Annotated in this window: 17 protein-coding genes; 1 reads left to right on the top strand and 16 read right to left on the bottom strand. The window is 45.5% G+C overall.

All coding sequences use genetic code 11. The annotated features are described in order from the left end of the window. Positions 1–94 precede the first annotated feature (94 nt). Positions 95–2,308 (bottom strand): hypothetical protein, encoded by a 2,214-nt coding sequence (locus tag WKT00_RS00795; protein ID WP_340260335.1) that lies wholly within the window; start codon positions 2,306–2,308, stop codon positions 95–97. Positions 2,309–2,321: 13 nt separating this feature from the next. Next, positions 2,322–4,403 carry an efflux RND transporter permease subunit gene (locus WKT00_RS00790; protein WP_340260333.1) on the bottom strand — a complete coding sequence of 694 codons (2,082 nt, stop codon included), beginning with the start codon at positions 4,401–4,403 and terminating at the stop codon, positions 2,322–2,324. Positions 4,404–4,574: 171 nt separating this feature from the next. Here WKT00_RS00790 and WKT00_RS00785 point away from each other — a divergent pair, with 171 nt between their 5' ends. Next, positions 4,575–5,186 carry a TetR/AcrR family transcriptional regulator gene (locus WKT00_RS00785; RefSeq protein WP_101694609.1) on the top strand — a complete coding sequence of 204 codons (612 nt, stop codon included), beginning with the start codon at positions 4,575–4,577 and terminating at the stop codon, positions 5,184–5,186. Here the strand turns inward: WKT00_RS00785 and WKT00_RS00780 are convergent. The 14 genes from WKT00_RS00780 to thyA all read right to left on the bottom strand — a co-directional run bounded on the left by WKT00_RS00780 (position 5,183) and on the right by thyA (position 17,637). Next, the gene (locus WKT00_RS00780) at positions 5,183–6,007 is read right to left on the bottom strand and encodes a purine-nucleoside phosphorylase (RefSeq protein ID WP_101694610.1); all 825 of its coding nucleotides are present in this window, start codon (positions 6,005–6,007) and stop codon (positions 5,183–5,185) included. The two genes, WKT00_RS00785 and WKT00_RS00780, sit on opposite strands and share 4 nt — an antisense overlap. Before the next feature lie 58 nt (positions 6,008–6,065). Beyond that, positions 6,066–7,256 (bottom strand): phosphopentomutase, encoded by a 1,191-nt coding sequence (locus tag WKT00_RS00775; protein WP_101694611.1) that lies wholly within the window; start codon positions 7,254–7,256, stop codon positions 6,066–6,068. 14 nt (positions 7,257–7,270) lie between these two features. Beyond that, positions 7,271–8,263: an adenosine deaminase gene (gene add / locus WKT00_RS00770; RefSeq protein ID WP_101694612.1), complete on the bottom strand. Its 993-nt coding sequence runs from the start codon at positions 8,261–8,263 to the stop codon at positions 7,271–7,273. After that, the gene (locus WKT00_RS00765) at positions 8,260–8,697 is read right to left on the bottom strand and encodes a cytidine deaminase (protein ID WP_101694613.1); all 438 of its coding nucleotides are present in this window, start codon (positions 8,695–8,697) and stop codon (positions 8,260–8,262) included. Before WKT00_RS00765 ends, add begins: the two co-directional genes overlap by 4 nt. Further along, positions 8,687–9,484 (bottom strand): uridine phosphorylase, encoded by a 798-nt coding sequence (gene udp / locus WKT00_RS00760; RefSeq protein WP_101694614.1) that lies wholly within the window; start codon positions 9,482–9,484, stop codon positions 8,687–8,689. Before udp ends, WKT00_RS00765 begins: the two co-directional genes overlap by 11 nt. A gap of 84 nt (positions 9,485–9,568) precedes the next feature. Next, positions 9,569–10,228 (bottom strand): ABC-2 transporter permease, encoded by a 660-nt coding sequence (locus WKT00_RS00755; RefSeq protein WP_101694615.1) that lies wholly within the window; start codon positions 10,226–10,228, stop codon positions 9,569–9,571. Next, the gene (locus tag WKT00_RS00750) at positions 10,225–11,073 is read right to left on the bottom strand and encodes an ABC transporter ATP-binding protein (protein ID WP_101694616.1); all 849 of its coding nucleotides are present in this window, start codon (positions 11,071–11,073) and stop codon (positions 10,225–10,227) included. Before WKT00_RS00750 ends, WKT00_RS00755 begins: the two co-directional genes overlap by 4 nt. A 2-nt stretch (positions 11,074–11,075) precedes the next feature. Then, positions 11,076–11,447 carry a GntR family transcriptional regulator gene (locus WKT00_RS00745; RefSeq protein ID WP_101694617.1) on the bottom strand — a complete coding sequence of 124 codons (372 nt, stop codon included), beginning with the start codon at positions 11,445–11,447 and terminating at the stop codon, positions 11,076–11,078. 196 nt (positions 11,448–11,643) lie between these two features. Beyond that, entirely contained in the window at positions 11,644–12,669 is a 1,026-nt protein-coding gene (locus tag WKT00_RS00740) for a branched-chain amino acid aminotransferase (protein ID WP_101694618.1), read from the bottom strand. A 125-nt stretch (positions 12,670–12,794) separates the two neighbouring features. Further along, a complete protein-coding gene (gene ilvN, locus WKT00_RS00735; protein WP_101694619.1) occupies positions 12,795–13,307 on the bottom strand; it encodes an acetolactate synthase small subunit in 513 nt (170 codons plus the stop codon). A 13-nt stretch (positions 13,308–13,320) separates the two neighbouring features. Continuing rightward, on the bottom strand, positions 13,321–15,042 hold the full coding sequence (gene ilvB / locus WKT00_RS00730; protein WP_101694620.1) for a biosynthetic-type acetolactate synthase large subunit: 1,722 nt from the start codon (positions 15,040–15,042) through the stop codon (positions 13,321–13,323). Between the two features lie 15 nt (positions 15,043–15,057). Continuing rightward, positions 15,058–16,260 carry a glycosyltransferase family 4 protein gene (locus WKT00_RS00725; protein ID WP_340260310.1) on the bottom strand — a complete coding sequence of 401 codons (1,203 nt, stop codon included), beginning with the start codon at positions 16,258–16,260 and terminating at the stop codon, positions 15,058–15,060. Continuing rightward, positions 16,260–16,754, bottom strand: coding sequence for a dihydrofolate reductase (locus WKT00_RS00720; protein WP_101694622.1), 495 nt, complete (start codon positions 16,752–16,754; stop codon positions 16,260–16,262). Before WKT00_RS00720 ends, WKT00_RS00725 begins: the two co-directional genes overlap by 1 nt. A 34-nt stretch (positions 16,755–16,788) precedes the next feature. Further along, positions 16,789–17,637, bottom strand: a complete 849-nt coding sequence (gene thyA / locus WKT00_RS00715) for a thymidylate synthase (protein ID WP_101694623.1) — start codon at positions 17,635–17,637, stop codon at positions 16,789–16,791. Positions 17,638–17,715: the final 78 nt, after the last annotated feature.

Below are 17,715 nucleotides of genomic sequence, written 5' to 3'. Positions count from 1 at the left end.
AGAAACATCTGTAACCCCAAAGGAAAAGCGAAGCCTTGTGCTCTCCAGATTCTCCATCTGGTCTTTGCACACTGCTTCGCTTTGCTCTCTCTTGCTATTTTTTATTTGTAATACCTTCCGTCTCAATGATGAACTTGGTGCTTCCATCCATGTCATCTTTGATTCCGGCAAAAGATTTGTAATTTCTTCCAAGCGTTGTCATCGCGTCGATTCTTGAGGTAACTTTCGTGATATCCCCTCCGAAAACCTCTGCAATCTTGTCGATTCCGGAAGTCTTAAACTCTGACATTCCCTCTGCCAGGGTCTGATTTCCGCTTGCCAGTTCTCCCGCTCCGCTTGCCAAGGTATCTGCTCCTGTATTCAGCGCGCTTGCTCCGCTTGCCAAATCTCCCGCTCCCTTTGCAGCCGTCTGGGCTCCGACTGCCAGTTGCTTAACACCTCCTGCAAGCTGTGTTCCGCCCTCCTGAAGTTTGGAAGAACCAGTTATGAGAAGACTGCTCTGGCTGTTTAAGTTCTCTGCTCCGTTTGCTAGATCTGAAGCGCCTTTCTGAAGTGGAATCGCTCCTTCGTTCAAAAGCTTCGTATTGCCCTCCTGAAGTGGTGTAATTCCTGTCTGAATCAGATTTTCCGTTCCCGCAGAAAGGGCAGTCACAGTTTGCTGTAATCCGCTCGCATAAGTATTTGCCGTTCCCACTGCCGTTTTTGCTGCTGTAATTGCATCTGTTGGATCAACGCTTCCGGCTCCTTTTGTAACTTCTGCCATTGCACTGATGTTTTCCGCCATCGCACTTCCAATTGCTGATACTGCTGCCTCTCTTTGCTCCTGCGATATAATTCCAGAGGCAATCAGCTGATCTACTGCTACCTGTGCGGCTGTATCTTCTCCCTGCACCACTGCGTTTGCCTGTATAGACGCTTGATTTTCCGTCATCTGCGCAAGCAGAGATGCCAAAGTATCAATCGCCTTTGATGTGCTTCCAATGGCCTGCACGGTTCCTGCTGCCAGCGTATTTGCTCCCGGATTCTGCGCCGTTCCATCTCCCTGATATCCGGCATTTAGTTTCCCTGCTCCTTCTGCCAGTGCGGCAAGCCCGGCCTGTTCCTGCTCAATTCCTGCCGTCAATGCATTGACACCGTCTTTCACCTGACTGCTTCCGCTTGCCAGACTGCTGACACCTCCTGTGTAGGCATTGACACCCTCTGCCAAATCATTGACACCCTGCGTCAGTTCCCCGCTCTTACTGTTTAGCGTATTCACACCTTCTGCTAACGCTCCTACTCCGGTCTTTAGCGCACTGCTTCCATCAGCCAAGGTCTTGCTTCCGTCTGCCAAATCCTTACTTCCATCGGCCAGTGCGCTGCTTCCATCGGCCGCCTTCGCAGAGCCTTCTGTCAGCTGCTGCGCTGCGTTTTCCAACTCATCGACAGAATCACTAAGCCCATCAAAGCTGTCGATGCCGTCTAAGCCAACCTGATCCAGAACATCTGCCGCTGCCACCGTCATCGTCGGTCCTACGGATGCATTCTTTACGTCTGCCGTAATCGTAATGCTGTCAGGAATCTCAATATCCAGATCTTCACTGGACAGATTCAGATTCTCTTCCAATCCCGGAAAACCAAGACCGACCACAATGTTTTTGTCTCCGTCAGAAAGGATTCGCCCATTGTCGATCGTGACATTTGTATACTCATCTCCGGGAAGCATCATTGCTGTTACCATGGTAAACGGCGTGTACATTTCTACCTGCTCTCCTGACACATCTACCATCTCTTTCGACTGATTTTCATATTGAATCTTCATCTGAAGCTTCCCGTTCTTCCCCTTAAGTTCCTTTGGTGAAATTTCTTTTCCATCAAGCTGATAAGTAATCTTGACATTTACCGGAAGTTTCTGATTGGTAGTTCCCTGATAATAAATGTCTTTTCCTTCGGACTTCCAACTCATTTCATCCGCGCCATTTTGCGTATAGGTCTCTTCGCCCTTTACATTTTCAATCTCCTGAAGCGCTGTCACATCCTCTACTGCCCCTGTTCCCGGATTTTTCAGCCATTCTGTGACGGTTGTTTCTTTTACCATTCCGTCGGCGTCCGCTTTTACATACACGGACTCATCCTTGTAAACCTTTCCTTCTTCTATGACTGTACTATCTCCTAATACCTGTTCTGCTGCTTCTTTCAATTCCTGCGTATCCACTTCCTGCGCATCTGCCTGAAGGGATGTCTCATATGCACAAGTTCCAAGTAATCCGGTTCCTACAACAACTGCCATGGAACCTGCCAACATCTGTTTTACTTTTCGATTCTTCATTGTCTACTGCCTCCTATTTTCCTTCTGCCTTCTGGGGCAGAAAATTTTTACTCGTTTTTACAATTACTTTATCAAAAATCATAAACATGGACGGCAGAATAAATACTACCACCAGCATACTGATCAAAGCGCCTCTTGCCATCAGAATACAAAGAGAACTGATCATATCGATATCAGAATAGAATCCAACTCCGATCGTCGCCCCAAAGAAGCTAAACGCACTGACGATAATCGATTGTGCTGACGCCTTGTGAGCCGTGGTAATCGCATCGTATTTGCCTGCTCCGTGATTCCGCTCTCTCTTATAGCGGGTTGTCATCAAAATTGCATAGTCAACCGTTGCTCCAAGCTGAATCGTTCCAATTACAATAGACGCCACAAACGGAAGCTTCGTACCCGTATAATATGGAATTCCCATATTAACGAAAATAGCAAATTCAATAACACCTACCAGAATCACCGGAATGCTTGGTGACTTAAAGAGAATCAGAATAATCAGGAAAATGATTCCGATGGAAACCGCGCTGACCGTCTTAAAATCCTTATCTGTGATGCTGATCAAATCCTTCGTAAGCGGCGCTTCTCCTACCAGCATAGCTCCTTTGTCATAATGATCTAAAATCTTGTTAATCTCTGCCACCTGATGATTGACCTTCTCTGATGCCACTTTATAAGTAGAATTAATCAGAATCATCTTATAGCGGTCGCTCTGCAGCATCTCTGTCACCGACTCTGGAATCATGCTTTCCGGAACCCCGGGACCAATTACCCGATCCAGACCAAGCGCCCATTTCACACCGTCTACACTCTCAATCTTCTTTAGCATTTCCCCAGTATCTTTCGCTGACAGAGAACGATCTACCAGCAGCATATGCGTGGTATTCATATCATAATCATCTTTTAGTTTTTCATTGGCAATAATACTTGGAAGATCCTTCGGAAGCGTCTCATCCAGGTTATAGTACACTCCTACATGATTATTTCCGTAAACGGCCGGAATAAGTAAAAACAAAAAGATCGCCACATACCAGCCATATTTTTTTGTTACCTTATCGGAAATCTTTCCAATATCCGGAAGCAGCGGTCTGTGTTTCGTCTTCTCAATCCATTTATCAAAACAAAGAATCATAGACGGAAGAATGGTTACACATGCGATCACACCAAAGATGACGCCTTTTGCCATAACGATACCGATATCTTTTCCCAGTGTAAAGCTCATAAAGCACAGTGCAATAAAGCCGGCCACCGTCGTAACAGAACTTCCGATCACAGAGGAAAAGGTCTGGGAAATTGCATGTGCCATCGCCCGTTTCTTATCTCCGTCATACCGCACCTGTTGTTCCTGGTAGCTGTGCATCAGGAAAATGGAATAATCCATGGTAACTCCCAGCTGAAGCACGGCCGACAACGCTTTTGTTACATACGAAATCTGTCCCATGAACACATTGGATCCCAGGTTGTAAACAATCGCCATTCCAATACTAAGAAGAAACAGGATCGGTACAAATGCCGATTCCATCGTCACTGCCAGAACCAGGGTAGACAGAAGCACTGCAATTAATACGTAGATCGGTGTCTCCTTCTCAGACAATTCCTTGGTATCTTCTACTACTGCCGACATTCCACTTAGAAAGCACTGCTTTCCGGAAAGTTTTCGTATCTCCTTCACTGCATCAAGGGTCTCATCCGAGGATGTTGTATCGTCAAAGAAAATGGCCATCATCGTTCCATTTTCTGAATTAAACACTTCATAAATATCATCCGGAAGCATCTCCATCGGTACAGAAATGTCTGCCAGTGAATCATACCAAAGTACATTTGATACATGATCGACTTTCTCAATCTTATCTTTTAACGCTGCTACCTCTTTTTCTTTCATTCCATCAACCATAAACATGGAAAATGCTCCCGTTCCAAAGTCATCTACCATGATGTTCTGCCCTTGCATCGTCTCAATGTCTTCCGGCAGATACGTCAAAATATCGTAGTTAACTCTAGTATGGAGATATCCAAACACAGATGGAATCAAAAGCAGAATGCTGGCAATTAAAATCGCCACCCTGTGTTTTACCACTTGCTTTCCAAACTTAACCATAACTCATAGCTCCTTTTCTTTTATGACTATTAGTCATTTGTTACTCACTGCAATATACTACAAAAATGACCTTTAGTCAATATGTTTTTGACCAAAAGTCATTTTTTAGCTTTTCCTATTGCAATTCTCCAAAATCTCTGGTTATAATATGCCTAAGGAGTGAGTGATATTATGGGAAAAATCGACGAAAATAAGAAAAAAAAGAAAGAGGCCCTCTTTAATACAGCCTATGAGCTTTTTACCACCAAAGGGATTACCTCTACAACAATCTCAGATATTGTAGAAAAAGCAAAGGTTGCAAAAGGGACCTTCTATCTCTATTTTAAAGATAAATATGATATTAAAAACAAGCTGGTTGCCCACAAGACCCAGGAACTATTTGATGCGGCAGGACTGGCTCTTTCGGAAGCAAGAATTCACGGACTGGAAGATCAGATGATCTTTCTAATCGATCATCTGATCAACAGCCTCAAAGAAGACAAGCCTTTGTTAAACTTTATTTCCAAGAACCTGGTCATGGGAGCCCTGCGCTCTGCCCTGCTCACCGGAGAATACTCCGACGGGAAGGTCTACGAACAGTTTCTGGAACTGGTCGCTGCCGACGACCATGAATATGAGGATATCGATGTCATGCTCTTCACCATTGTAGAGCTGGCAGGGTCTGCCGGATATAATTCCATCATGTACGAAGAACCACTTCCCATCGATCATTACAAACCGTTCCTGTATCGAACGGTACGCTTAATTGTCAGAAGTCACCAAAAAGGAAATCTTCCTGATTAAGCCATTCTGGCAATACTCTCTGTAATCAATTTCTGAAATTCTGCTGCCACGCGGTCTGCCGTCTCCTGCACCTCCGCGTGGTTTAATTTTTTCTCTGACATTCCCGCTGCCAGATTGGTAATGCAGGAAATCCCGCACACTTCCAGTCCCATATGTCTGGCCGCCATAGCTTCGCACGCCGTGCTCATTCCCACCGCATCTGCGCCCCAGCTTCTGAACATCCGAATCTCTGCCTTTGTTTCGTATGCCGGACCGGTCGTCTGTACATACACTCCTTCTTTTAAAGAAATGGAAAGCATTCCGGCCGCCTCCTTTACTGCCTCCTGCATCCTGCGGCTGTACACTTCACTCATATCCGGAAATCTTGATCCTAACTGATCTATATTTGCCCCAATCAGCGGACTTGGCACCGCTGTTGTGATATGGTCTGTAATCAGCATCAGATCCCCCGGATGATAATCAAAATTCACACCGCCTGCTGCGTTCGTCAAAATCACTTTTTTTGCGCCAAGCATTCCCATCACCCGAATGGGAAGGACGACATCTGCCATGGAATATCCTTCGTAATAGTGCACCCGGCCCTGCATTGCCACCACTGGGACAATTCCCACATACCCGAATACAAACCTCCCCTTATGTCCAGCCACCGTAGACATCGGGAACCCTTCAATCTCCCGATACTCCACCGTCTGTTCAATCCGAATCGTATCTGCATAGTCTCCGAGTCCGGAGCCCAATACCAATGCAATCTGCGGCTGAAAGTCCGTTTTCCTTTGAACTGCTTTCACGCAGGATTCCAATTTTTCATAAATTTCATTCATATTTTTTTGCTTCCTTTCCTCTCTTATCCATCTACCATCCATATTATATTTCATTGAATCAAAGAAGCTTCGCAAGCATCGAAGTTCCAATGGTTCCTTCTGGCATCTCTATCTGAAAGTTCTCTGCGATGGTAGCGCCAATCGCCGCAAAGCTCTTCCCCTCTTCCAGCCTTCCGCCTTCCTTTATTCTCCGGGAATAGGAAAGAAACGGCACGTACTCCCTGGTATGATCGGTACCCTTGTACGTAGGATCATTCCCATGGTCTGCTGTCAGGATCAACAAATCATCTTCTCGAAGTCTGTCAAGCAAAACGCCTAAATTCCGATCAAACTTCTCGATCTCCTTTCCATAGCCTTCCACGTCCCTTCGGTGTCCCCACAGAGCATCAAAATCCACCAGGTTTACAAAGCAAAGGCCACAAAACTCCTGATCACAGACTTCCAGTGTCTGCTCCATTCCATGCACAGAACTGTCCGAATGATACGCCTTCGTAATCCCTTCTCCGCAGAAAATATCGTTAATCTTTCCAATACCGATCACATCCAGATCTGCATCCTTCAATGCATTTAAAACCGTCCTTCCTGTAGGTTTTAACGCATAATCACGACGGTTGCTGGTACGGTGAAATTCGCCCCGTTTCTTTCCCACGTAAGGTCTTGCAATCACACGTCCCACTCGCCATTCATCCTTCATGGTAATCTCTCTGGCAATCTCGCAGCATCGATATAAATTGGCAAGATCGAACGTCTCTTCATTTCCGCAGATCTGCATCACGGAATCTGCCGACGTATAGACAATCATGGCTCCTGTCTGAATCTCTTCTTCTCCCAGTTCTTCAATAATTGCCGTACCACTTGCACTCTTATTCCCAATAACACGCCTGCCGCAGCGTCTCTCAAGCTCCTGAATCAATTCCGGCGGAAATCCATTTTCCGTAAACGTCCGAAAGGGCTTTTCCGTCCGAAGCCCCATCATCTCCCAATGACCGGTCATGGTATCCTTGCCGTTGCTGGCTTCCGCAAACCTCGCATAACGCCCGATGGGACGTTCTTCTTCCTTCATTCTGCCGCCAGGATGAAGATTCACAAGTCCCAGTTTTTGAAGATTTGGAATCTTAAGCGTCTCCATTTTCTCCAGAATATGACCAAATGTATCTGCTCCTTCATCCCCAAAGGCTGCCGCATCCGACATCGCCCCAATTCCCAAAGAATCCAGTACAATTAAAAATATTCTCCGATATGCCTTCATGTGCCATCACCTCTCTACCGTCTTTGCCTGTTAAAGTTTTCCAATCTATCATAGAGCTCTTTTCGCATCGGTTCGTCCACGAATGCTGTGGTCGCTGCATTTTTCATACACCTTAGGATCTGTTCATTCGTCACCTGATACTGCTTTTGAATCCACGCGAATTCTTTCGTAAGAGACGTATTGCTCACCGTCCGGTTATCCGTATTAATGGTTACCAGAAGTCCGGCATCCAAAAATTCCTGAAGCGGATAAACAGACGCATCCGGTACCGCTTTCGTCTGAAGATTGCTGAGCGGACACATTTCCACTCCAATCTGTCCTTCCCTCATCTTCCTTTGTACTTCTTTGTTCCTGCGCATAGCAATTCCATGACCGATTCGTTTTGCACCAACTGCGGCTGCATCCAGAATATTTTCCACACTTCCACACTCGCCTGCATGAATCGTAAATGGCATTCCAAGTTTTCTCGTCTCCTGAAAAAGCTCCGCGAACTGTTTCATTGGATATTGGGCTTCCGCTCCTGCAAGATCCGCTGCACATACTCCTTTTCCAAGAAATTCCCTGGCAGAACGAATCATCTCATAATTTTCTTCAAAGCTATGGTGACGCATCGCACAGACAATCACATTGTAAGCAACATGATACTTTTCTTCCCCACGCTTCAGCCCTCGAAGCAGCGATTTGATTACCGTTTTTACATCCATATGATCGTTCACCGAAAGAAGCGGTGCAAACCTGATTTCTGCGTAGATGACGTTCTCCTTAGCCATCGTTCGAAGGACATCTTCTCCTGCCTCTTCTAAGCCTTCCTCATCCTGCAGACAGGACAGAGGAAGTGAAAACTTCTCCAGATACTCAGAAAGGCTTTGACAGTCTTCCTGCACGCAGAGTTCCCTTTGGCTGACAGACCGCCCAAGCCTTCGTTCTATATATTCCTGACTGAGAGAACCATCTAAATGACAGTGGAGTTCAATCTTCGGCAATCTTCTCAATTCTTCTGCTGTCATATTCCTCTCTCCCTTCCCAGATTCTTGGGTCCAAATCCCATCGGAAGTAATTCTCTCAATGTAAAAATCCGGTAATGTTCCCGGTCTATGGCCAGGATAATCTGAAACTGATCCGGCTCGCAAAATTCCATCATTACCTGGCGGCAGACACCGCAAGGCGCCGTATAATCTGCTGGCACGCCGTCTGCTCCGCCTACGATACAGATCCCAGAGAATTCTCGTTCTCCTTCACTGACCGCCTTGAAAAACGCGGTTCTCTCTGCACAGTTCGTGGGAGTATAAGCAGCATTTTCTATATTGCAGCCTGTGTAATATCTGCCATCCTTCGTTAACAGCGCCGCTCCTACCCGGAAGCCGGAATAGGGCGCGTAAGATTTGGAAAGCTGTTCAAGCGCCAGTGTAATCATTTTCTCAATCTGCATCTTAGAAAGCATTTTTCTCCCCACCTTCCCGGTCCTTTTGAATCATTTCCCGGATAGCTTCTACCGCTGTCTGGATAGCCAGATCCGTATCATGTACCACAGGATTTTCCATTCCCAACTTCTCCCGTTCCTGATTCGCAATCACCAGAAAGCAGGCTCCTGCCCGTACGTGAAGATAACTTGCCACCGTAAAAAGCGCTGCCGACTCCATCTCGGAAGCCAGACACCCTAACCGTTTCCAGGCTTCCCACTTCTGCATCAATTCATAGCCAACCGGCTTCGTTTCCGGTTCATGCTGTCCGTAAAAGGAATCCTTACTCTGCACCACACCTGTATGAAAGGAAAGCCCCTTCTTCTTCGCCGCCTGCAAAAGTGCATTCGTTACTTCAAGATCCGGAACGGCCGGAAACTCAATTGGTGCAAATTCCCGGCTGGTACCTTCCATCCGAATGGCGCCGGTAGCAATCACAATGTCCCCGCTTTTCACCTGCGGCTGCATGCCTCCGCAGGTTCCTATCCGCACAAACGTGTCTGCTCCGCAGTGATACAGTTCTTCCATAGCAATGGCCGCCGATGGTCCGCCAATTCCCGTTGATGTGACGCTGACCTTCTCGCCATCCAACATCCCCGTATAGGTAACATATTCCCGGTTGTCCGCAATTAACACCGGATTCTCCAAATACTGTGCAATCTTCACACACCGCTTCGGATCTCCCGGCAGTATCACATAACGTCCAACCTCTCCTTTCGACACCTGAATATGGTATTGTCTTTCTGCATCTTCCGAGTAATTCTTCATACAATCAACTCCTTTAGCACTATCCTTTTTAAGCTCTTTCCCCATCATCCTTCTGTCTTATAGTGTACCACAAAAGCGAAAAATCTACCATTCTTTTCGCTCCAGGAAGCAGATCGAGATCTTCATCGAAGTCAGCCCTGCCACGCACCAAAAGATACCAAGTCCCAGCACAATCACAGCACCCGACAGCTGTTCTACCTTACGAATCAGGTTAAGAACGCCCATAAGTTCTCCATCCTGCGTCAGCTTCATTACGAGATAGAAACCAAGGAAAAATACTGCCATAATCACGATAAAACCGATTCTTCCCTTCTCTACACCAAATTTAATCTCGATTGGGAACGCAATACTTAAGAACAGCACACAAATCGTAATCGATGACAATCCGGTTGCACCAATTGTCACAAGATCCACGGACTGCCCTTTGATCACACTTGCACCTATTGCCAGCACAGTAGAAACTGTCAGAGCAATAAGACAGGTAAGCAGCCCAAAAAGATATTTCTCTCTTACATAGGTTTTCCGGCTAAACGGCAAGGTAAACAAATAAACCGCGCCATTGTCAAATTCATCATAACTAAAAGACGTAATGGCAAACATAGAAAACATCATGGTAATATAACTGATTGCAAAATAAGGGGCATCCCAGGTAATCAAAAAGATCAGCCCCACAACTGCCATAACCATAAAAAACGATTTCTGATTCTTCATTAATTTCAAATCTTTGATTAACAATCCCTTCATGATCTGTCACCTCTTACCATCATCATAATCAACTCATCGATACTTCCCTTCTCCACAACGATATCCGGATAATTTTCCTGATAAAACTGTTTCTCATTCGTCAGGCAGCTATATCCAAAGGTTTCCTTTCTGGATCGAAGCACATAGGTCTTATCAAGACGCTCATACTGCTTCCCGTCAACCTTTAAGAGTCCATATTCATTCAATAGCGTATCCGTCTCCTCATGGAGAATCACCTGTCCATGATCAATCATATAAATATCATCACAAAAATCTTCCAAATCGCTGGAAATGTGGGAACTGATTAAAATCGCACGCCCTTCTATCTCCATATATTCCCGCAGCATCGTTAGCATCTCATCTCTTGCCAGCACGTCAAGCCCTGCCGTTGGTTCATCTAAGATCAAAAGATCTGCATGATGCGAAATTGCGGCCAGCACCTGTAGTTTCCGCTTCATCCCTGTTGAAAACTCTTTGATCTTCTTCGTCATAGGCAGTTCAAATCTGCGGCACTGCTCTTCAAAATAGGTCTGATCAAATTGATGATACATGGCCTTTAAAACCGGTATCAGATCCCGTATACTTAAGTATCCGCTAAATCCCGAATCTGCCAGTACCACTCCAAGCCGTTCCTTATCTTCCGGTGTTATCTCCTCCGGCCGTTTCCCGAACAGCTCCACCATTCCGCTCTCTGTGCGAATCAGTCCCAGCACAGCCTTGAATGTCGTACTCTTTCCTGCTCCATTCGCCCCAATCAACCCGGTAATCATTCCTGGCTTCACAGTCAGGGAACAGTCCAGATGAAAATCCTTATACTGTTTTTTTACATGTTCCAATTTTAACATTTTTAATCCTCCAAAATAATCTCAAACAGCTGCTTTAACTCTTCCCTGCTCATTCCACAACTTCTGCCTTTTCGGATCGCCGTCTCCAGATCTGCTTCCACTTCTTTCCTTTTTTCTTCCAGCATCACATTCTGATTGGCAAATGCCACAAAGCTTCCTTTCCCATGAACGGTAACGATCAGCCCTTCTTCTGTTAAAACATCATACGCTTTCTTTACCGTCAAAGCGCTGACCTTTAAATCCTTTGCCATTCCCCGAACCGACGGAAGCGGAGTATTTTCTTCCAATTCTCCCCTCATCACCATTCCTTTAATCTGATCTACGATCTGCTCATAAATCGGCTGCATGGAAGAATGATTTATAATCAACTTCATTTTTTCCCTCCTTTTCTATAAACAGCATATAACAGTTCACATCTGTTGTCAACTGTTATGTGCTGTTTATTTTCAATTTTTCTCCATCGGACGAATACTTCACATGAAACAATTCCATTTTACAGACAAAAAAGGACACCTGCCATCTGCAAAGTGTCCCTCTTCTTCGTTCTATATTCTATATCTTGTAGTTTGCCTAACAAACTCTGTGAATCCAGCCTTCCGGCGCTTCAATATGTCCCATCTGAATGCCTGTCAGCGTATCATAAAGCTTCTTTGTCACCGGTCCCATCTCATCCATACCGCTTGGGAAACAGATCTCTTTTCCATGATCTACCACCTTGCCAACCGGAGAGATGACTGCCGCTGTTCCGCAAAGTCCGCACTCTGCGAACTCTTTCACTTCATCAAAGTATACTTCCCGCTCTTCTACTTCCATTCCCAGGTAATGCTCTGCCACATACATTAGAGAACGTCTTGTAATCGATGGCAGAATGGTGGAAGACTTTGGCGTTACCAGTTTCTGATCTTTGGTAATAAAGATAAAGTTGGCGCCTCCTGTCTCTTCTACTTTGGTTCTGGTTGCTGCATCCAGGTACATATTCTCGTCGTATCCCTGGCTGTGAGCCTCCATAATTGCGTACAAACTCATGGCATAATTAAGACCCGCTTTTACGTGACCTGTTCCATGCGGCGCTGCACGGTCATAATCACAGACGCGAATGGTAATCGGCTTTGCACCCCCTTTAAAGTAAGGTCCAACCGGAGTCGTAAATACACGGAACTGATATTCATCCGCCGGTTTTACACCGATAACTGGATTGGATCCAAACATATAAGGACGGATATACAAGGTTGCTCCTGAACCATACGGCGGAACAAACGCCTTATTCGCCTCTACCACTTTGTGTACCGCCTCTAAGAAACGCTCTTCCGGGAATGCCGGCATCATAAGTCTCTTTGCTGAATCCGCCATTCTCTTTGCATTCAGATCCGGACGGAACATCACGATATGCCCATCTTCTGTCGTATATGCCTTTAAGCCTTCAAAACAAGTCTGTGCATACTGAAGTACACCCGCACACTCGTTAATCACAACATTTGCATTATCTGTTAAAAGTCCCGCATCCCATTTTCCATCTTTATAATTGGAAACGAAACGCTTCTCGGTCTCCATATATGAAAATCCCAAATTTGACCAGTCAATCGCTTTCTTTTCCATAAGTTCCACTCTCCTTCATCCTTCTACAGCTAATTTTAAATCTGAAGTTATTATAATACCATCGTTTTTAAAATTCAAGAGTGCGCTCTGTTTTTTACAGAAAATTTTAAATCCAAAATTTTAAATTACCGCTCCATCATGCTGATAGATTCAATTCCAACACTTCCTCCGCGTACCACTTCAATGCTGTCAAACTCTTCTTTCATCAGCTTAATCACCGCATCATTCTTCGTTCCGGTCTGCACAAATTCCAAAAGAACACTGTCCTTCCCATAATCAATGACCTTCGCCTTGAACGTCTCTGCGATCTGGAAGCACTCTACCTTATCTTCCGGTGTACATCTGCGCACTTTAACATACAGAATCTCTTTCATCCGAACAAACACGTCTGTAAAATCTATTACTTTGATGACTTCTACCATACGGTTTAACTGCTTTTTGATCTGTTCAAACGTCTCATTATCACTAACCGTTGCAATCGTCATCCTTGACACGGTAGGATCTTCCGTTGTTCCTACCGTCAAGCTGTCCAAATTATAAGATTTCCCTGAGAACAGACCGGAGATCTTAGAAAGAACTCCTACCTGGTTCTCTACATACAGAGAAATCCAGCGCTTTTTCATTCCATTTCCATTCATATGCCCATCCTCCTTAACAATCCAGAATCATCTCTTTGAGCGTTCCACCCGGCTGAATCATTGGATAAACCAGATCTTCCGGATCAATCTCAAATTCAATAACCACTGGTGTCTTCTGGCTCTTCATCGCCTCGCGAAAAGCCGGTTCAATGTCTTCCTTTCTCGTTACCCGGATTCCTTTTGCGCCATAACTTTCCGCCAGCTTCATAAAATCAGGCGTATAAGTCGGACACTCTACCTCTCCGCATCTTCCTCTGCAGGCAGCTCCGGAACGCAGACAGGTCATGGAATATCTCTTTCCATAGAACAGTTTCTGCCACTGACGCACCATTCCCAAATTGCTATTATTAAAGACACAGGAAATAATCGGCAGTTCTTCCAACACTGCTGTGGCCAGCTCCTGGCTGTTCATCTGCATTCCGCCGTCTCCGGAAATCGAAATAACCGGTGTATCCGGATTCCCGATCTTTGCACCAATGGCGCCTGGAAGTCCATACCCCATCGTTCCAAGTCCACCGGACATATAGAGCCTCTTCTTCTCATTCAATTCAATAAACTGCGCGGTAAACATCTGATGCTGACCTACATCGGTAATAATAATCGCCTCATCAAAAAGACGATTGATTGTCTGAATCACATCTTCTGGCGTCATAATCGGCTTTTTCTTCATCTCCATCGGATGCTCCTGCTTCCAGGAGTCAATCTGAGAAATCCATGCTTCTGTCTCACATTCTGCAGCGTATTCCCGCATTTTCTCAAGGGCTTCCTTCGCATCTGCTACAATCGGCACATCAACCTGCACATTTTTGGAAATTGCCGCCGTATCAATATCAATGTGGACAATCTGCGCATTCGGTGCGAATGAATGCAGTTTTCCGGTAATTCGATCATTGAATCTTGTTCCGATTGAGAACAGAAGATCACACTCATTGACCGCCATATTGGCTGCATAAGCGCCATGCATCCCCAGATTTCCAATATAAAGCGGATTCGTTGTTGGAATTGCCCCCCGCCCCATTACTGTCGTCACAACCGGAACCTTCGTCTGATTCACCACCTCGGTAAACAACGCTCCTGCACGGGAAATATTCACACCGCCTCCAGCCAAGAACAGGGGACGTTTTGCCTTTCCAAGCATCTTAATCGCCCGTTTCATCTGACCAATATGGACATGTGTATTCGGTTTGTATCCCCGGATATTTACTTCTTCCGGATATTCATTGCTTCCCAGCTCTCCCATTACATCCTTAGGAAGGTCTACCAGTACCGGCCCCGGCCTTCCGCTTCTCGCAATGTAGAAAGCCTCTTTCAAAATCCGCCCCAGATCCTCTCTTCTTCTTACGGTTACTCCGTACTTCGTAATGCTTCTGGTAATACCGACAATGTCTACTTCCTGAAAGGCATCGTTTCCAATCAAATGCCTTGCCACCTGCCCGGTAAAGCAGACAAGCGGTACGCTGTCATAATAAGCTGTCGCAAGTCCGGTTACCAGATTGGTTGCTCCCGGCCCGCTTGTCACCAGACAGACACCTACTTTCCCAGTCGATCTTGCATAAGCATCTGCTTCATGTACCAGCGCAACTTCCTGACGCGGAAGAATCACCTTCGTGTAATCCTGCTTATACAATTCATCACTGATATCGATCGTACAGGCTCCGGGATAACCAAAAATGGTATCTACCCCTTCTTCTTTCAATGCCTTTACCAATAACTTATTTCCACTGATTTTCTTCATATTCTCTACCCTCCATCAAAAGCTCTCATCAAAAAAGTTCCGTATCTTCTTTGCAATCGCCGCCCAGGAAATCCGGCTGACATCCGCCGCCTTTTTTGTCTCTGTCTGAATACTTGCAAATAGTGCATCTGCAAGATTTTTCTCGAACACAGGAAGACTTTCTTCTACTGCTTCATCCGTATTTTGCATCTTTGGCATCGGTACATAACGAACAAATGCCCCACTCGTATTAGATTCAATCCAATCTCGAATTCCCGGAAGATCCGTCACTACCACCCGGTCACCGCAGGCCAGTGCTTCAATGACCGTTAACGGCAGACCGTCAAAAAAGGAGGGAAGCACAAACACATCGCTCTGATTATAAACTTTGGCAAGCTCTGGCTGTGAAAGTCTTCCCAGAAACCGAACCGGATACGGACACTTAGACGCAAGATCCTGAATCTGTCGAAACTCCGTTTCATTTCCCGCACTTCCGGCAAGCAGAACTTCCAACTCTTCCCGCTTATATGGCAGATAAGAAAGACTCTTTATCAGGCTTTTTACCCCTTTTTTCTCTGCAATCTTCCCGGCAAATACAAGTCTGGTAATCCCATCTTCCGGCTTTTTCCCCATCACGTGGAATACATCCTTATTATATCCCATCCCAAGAATCGTGATCTGTTCTTCCGGCATATCATAAATCTTCTGCACGCCCTGCTTTTGTGCACTTTGAGGAACAAAGATATGATCCAGCTTCCGAATCTGCTCCCGAATATAACTGCGCTTCAAATCTGTCTTCTGCATCTGTCTAAGGTCAGTATTATGACAGAAGCCATAGATCGCATGCGATGGAAATCGTTCCCGAATCAGAGCAGTCAGTAGATACAGGTGATGACACAAAATCAGATCCGGACGGAACTCTCTTACCGCTTTTTCTGCTACTTCCAGAAATGCCTCTTCAAACTGCCGCGTCATCGTTTCCGTAAGATCGCAATACCGGATACTTTGATACGGCATCTCATCCGACATTCCCACGACAGGAAATGGCAGCCTCTCGCTTTCAAACAGAACCGGATACCATGCTGTCCCTTCCGGAAGCTCCACCTGGTCTTCCCGCGTAACACCTGCAATTACCGCCTGCGTACACCCTGACTTTGCAAATTCCTTTACAAGCTCCGTCAGATAGATCCCACTTCCGGTGCTGCTTGGCTTCTGTGCAGTAATACTCAATATCCTCATTACTTCCTTGCGTTCCTTTCGTAAATCGTAAAATAATATTCCAAATTAAAACAAGTCTGTTCTTCACTGATCTTTGTCATCGTCCACTCCGGATCCTCATCCAGATTCGGGAAGTAGGTGTCCGCATCGTAAGCATGATCAATCTTTGTCACCAGCGCCTTCTCACAGTACGGAAGCATAGCGCGGTAGATGCTCTCTCCGCCAATGACGTAAATCTCTCCTTCATACTTTTTCGCTTCTTCCATCGCCTCTTCAATACTGTGCACGATAAGCGCATCCTTCACTTTATAATTTGGATTCTTAGTAATCACAATATTGGTACGGTTTTTCAATGGCTGTCCCTGAGGAAAACTCTCCAGCGTCTTTCTTCCCATAATAACAATATTTCCCTTTGTGGTCTCCCGAAAATACTTCATATCCGCCGGAATACTCCACATTAATTTATTATTTTTCCCAATGGCCCAGTTCTTGTCCACTGCTACAATCAAATTCATCTTTGCATTTCCTCCTTTTTGTCCTTTTCGTCTTCTATATTGCTACCGGAATATTTTTAATCTGCTCGTGTGTCTCATAGTCAATCAGCTTTACATCATCCCGCGTAAACTCATAGAAATTCTTGACTTCCGGATTCAACCAGAATTTCGGCGCCGGAAGAGGCTTACGGCTAATCAGCTCCTCGATCATCGGAATATGACGGTCATAAATATGAGCATCTGCAATCACATGTACAAATTCTCCCACCTTCATGTCGGAAACCTGTGCCATCATATGAAGAAGCACCGCATACTGGCACACATTCCAGTTATTCGCTGCCAGCACATCATTGGAACGCTGATTTAAAATTCCGTTCAAGGTCAGCTTCTCGCTTCCCGGCTCCTTGGTCACATTAAAAGTCATGCTGTATGCACACGGATACAGATTCATCTCATGGAGATCCTGATGCACATAGATATTCGTCATAATCCGGCGGCTATAAGGATTGTTCTTCAAATCATAGAGCACTCGATCTACCTGATCAAACATTCCTTCCTTATACTCATGCTTTACTCCCATCTGATATCCATAGGCCTTTCCGATGGAGCCATCTTCATCCGCCCAGCTATCCCAGATATGGCTGTGAAGATCGTTAATGTTATTGGATTTCTGCTGCCAGATCCAAAGCAGTTCATCGGTACAGCTCTTAATGGCTGTGCGCCGAAGCGTAAGCGCCGGAAATTCTTTTGACAGATCATAGCGGTTGATGACTCCGAACTTCTTCACTGTATAAGCCGGTGTTCCATCCTCCCACACCGGGCGTACCTTCTCACCTCTGGTATCTGTCCCATTGTCAATTATATCTCTGCACATATCAATAAAGACTCTGTCTGCATAACTCATTTGCTTGCCCTCCTGTCCCTTATTCCATACATTATGCAACCATTTTACCATGTTTGTCCCAATAAAAAAAGAGGGATT

This window comes from Dorea sp. ICN-14282 (assembly GCF_037890115.1).
GTDB lineage: Bacteria > Bacillota > Clostridia > Lachnospirales > Lachnospiraceae > Dorea_B > Dorea_B phocaeensis.
Note: the sequence above shows the minus strand (reverse complement) of the source record. Positions and strands in the feature narration are given on the sequence as shown.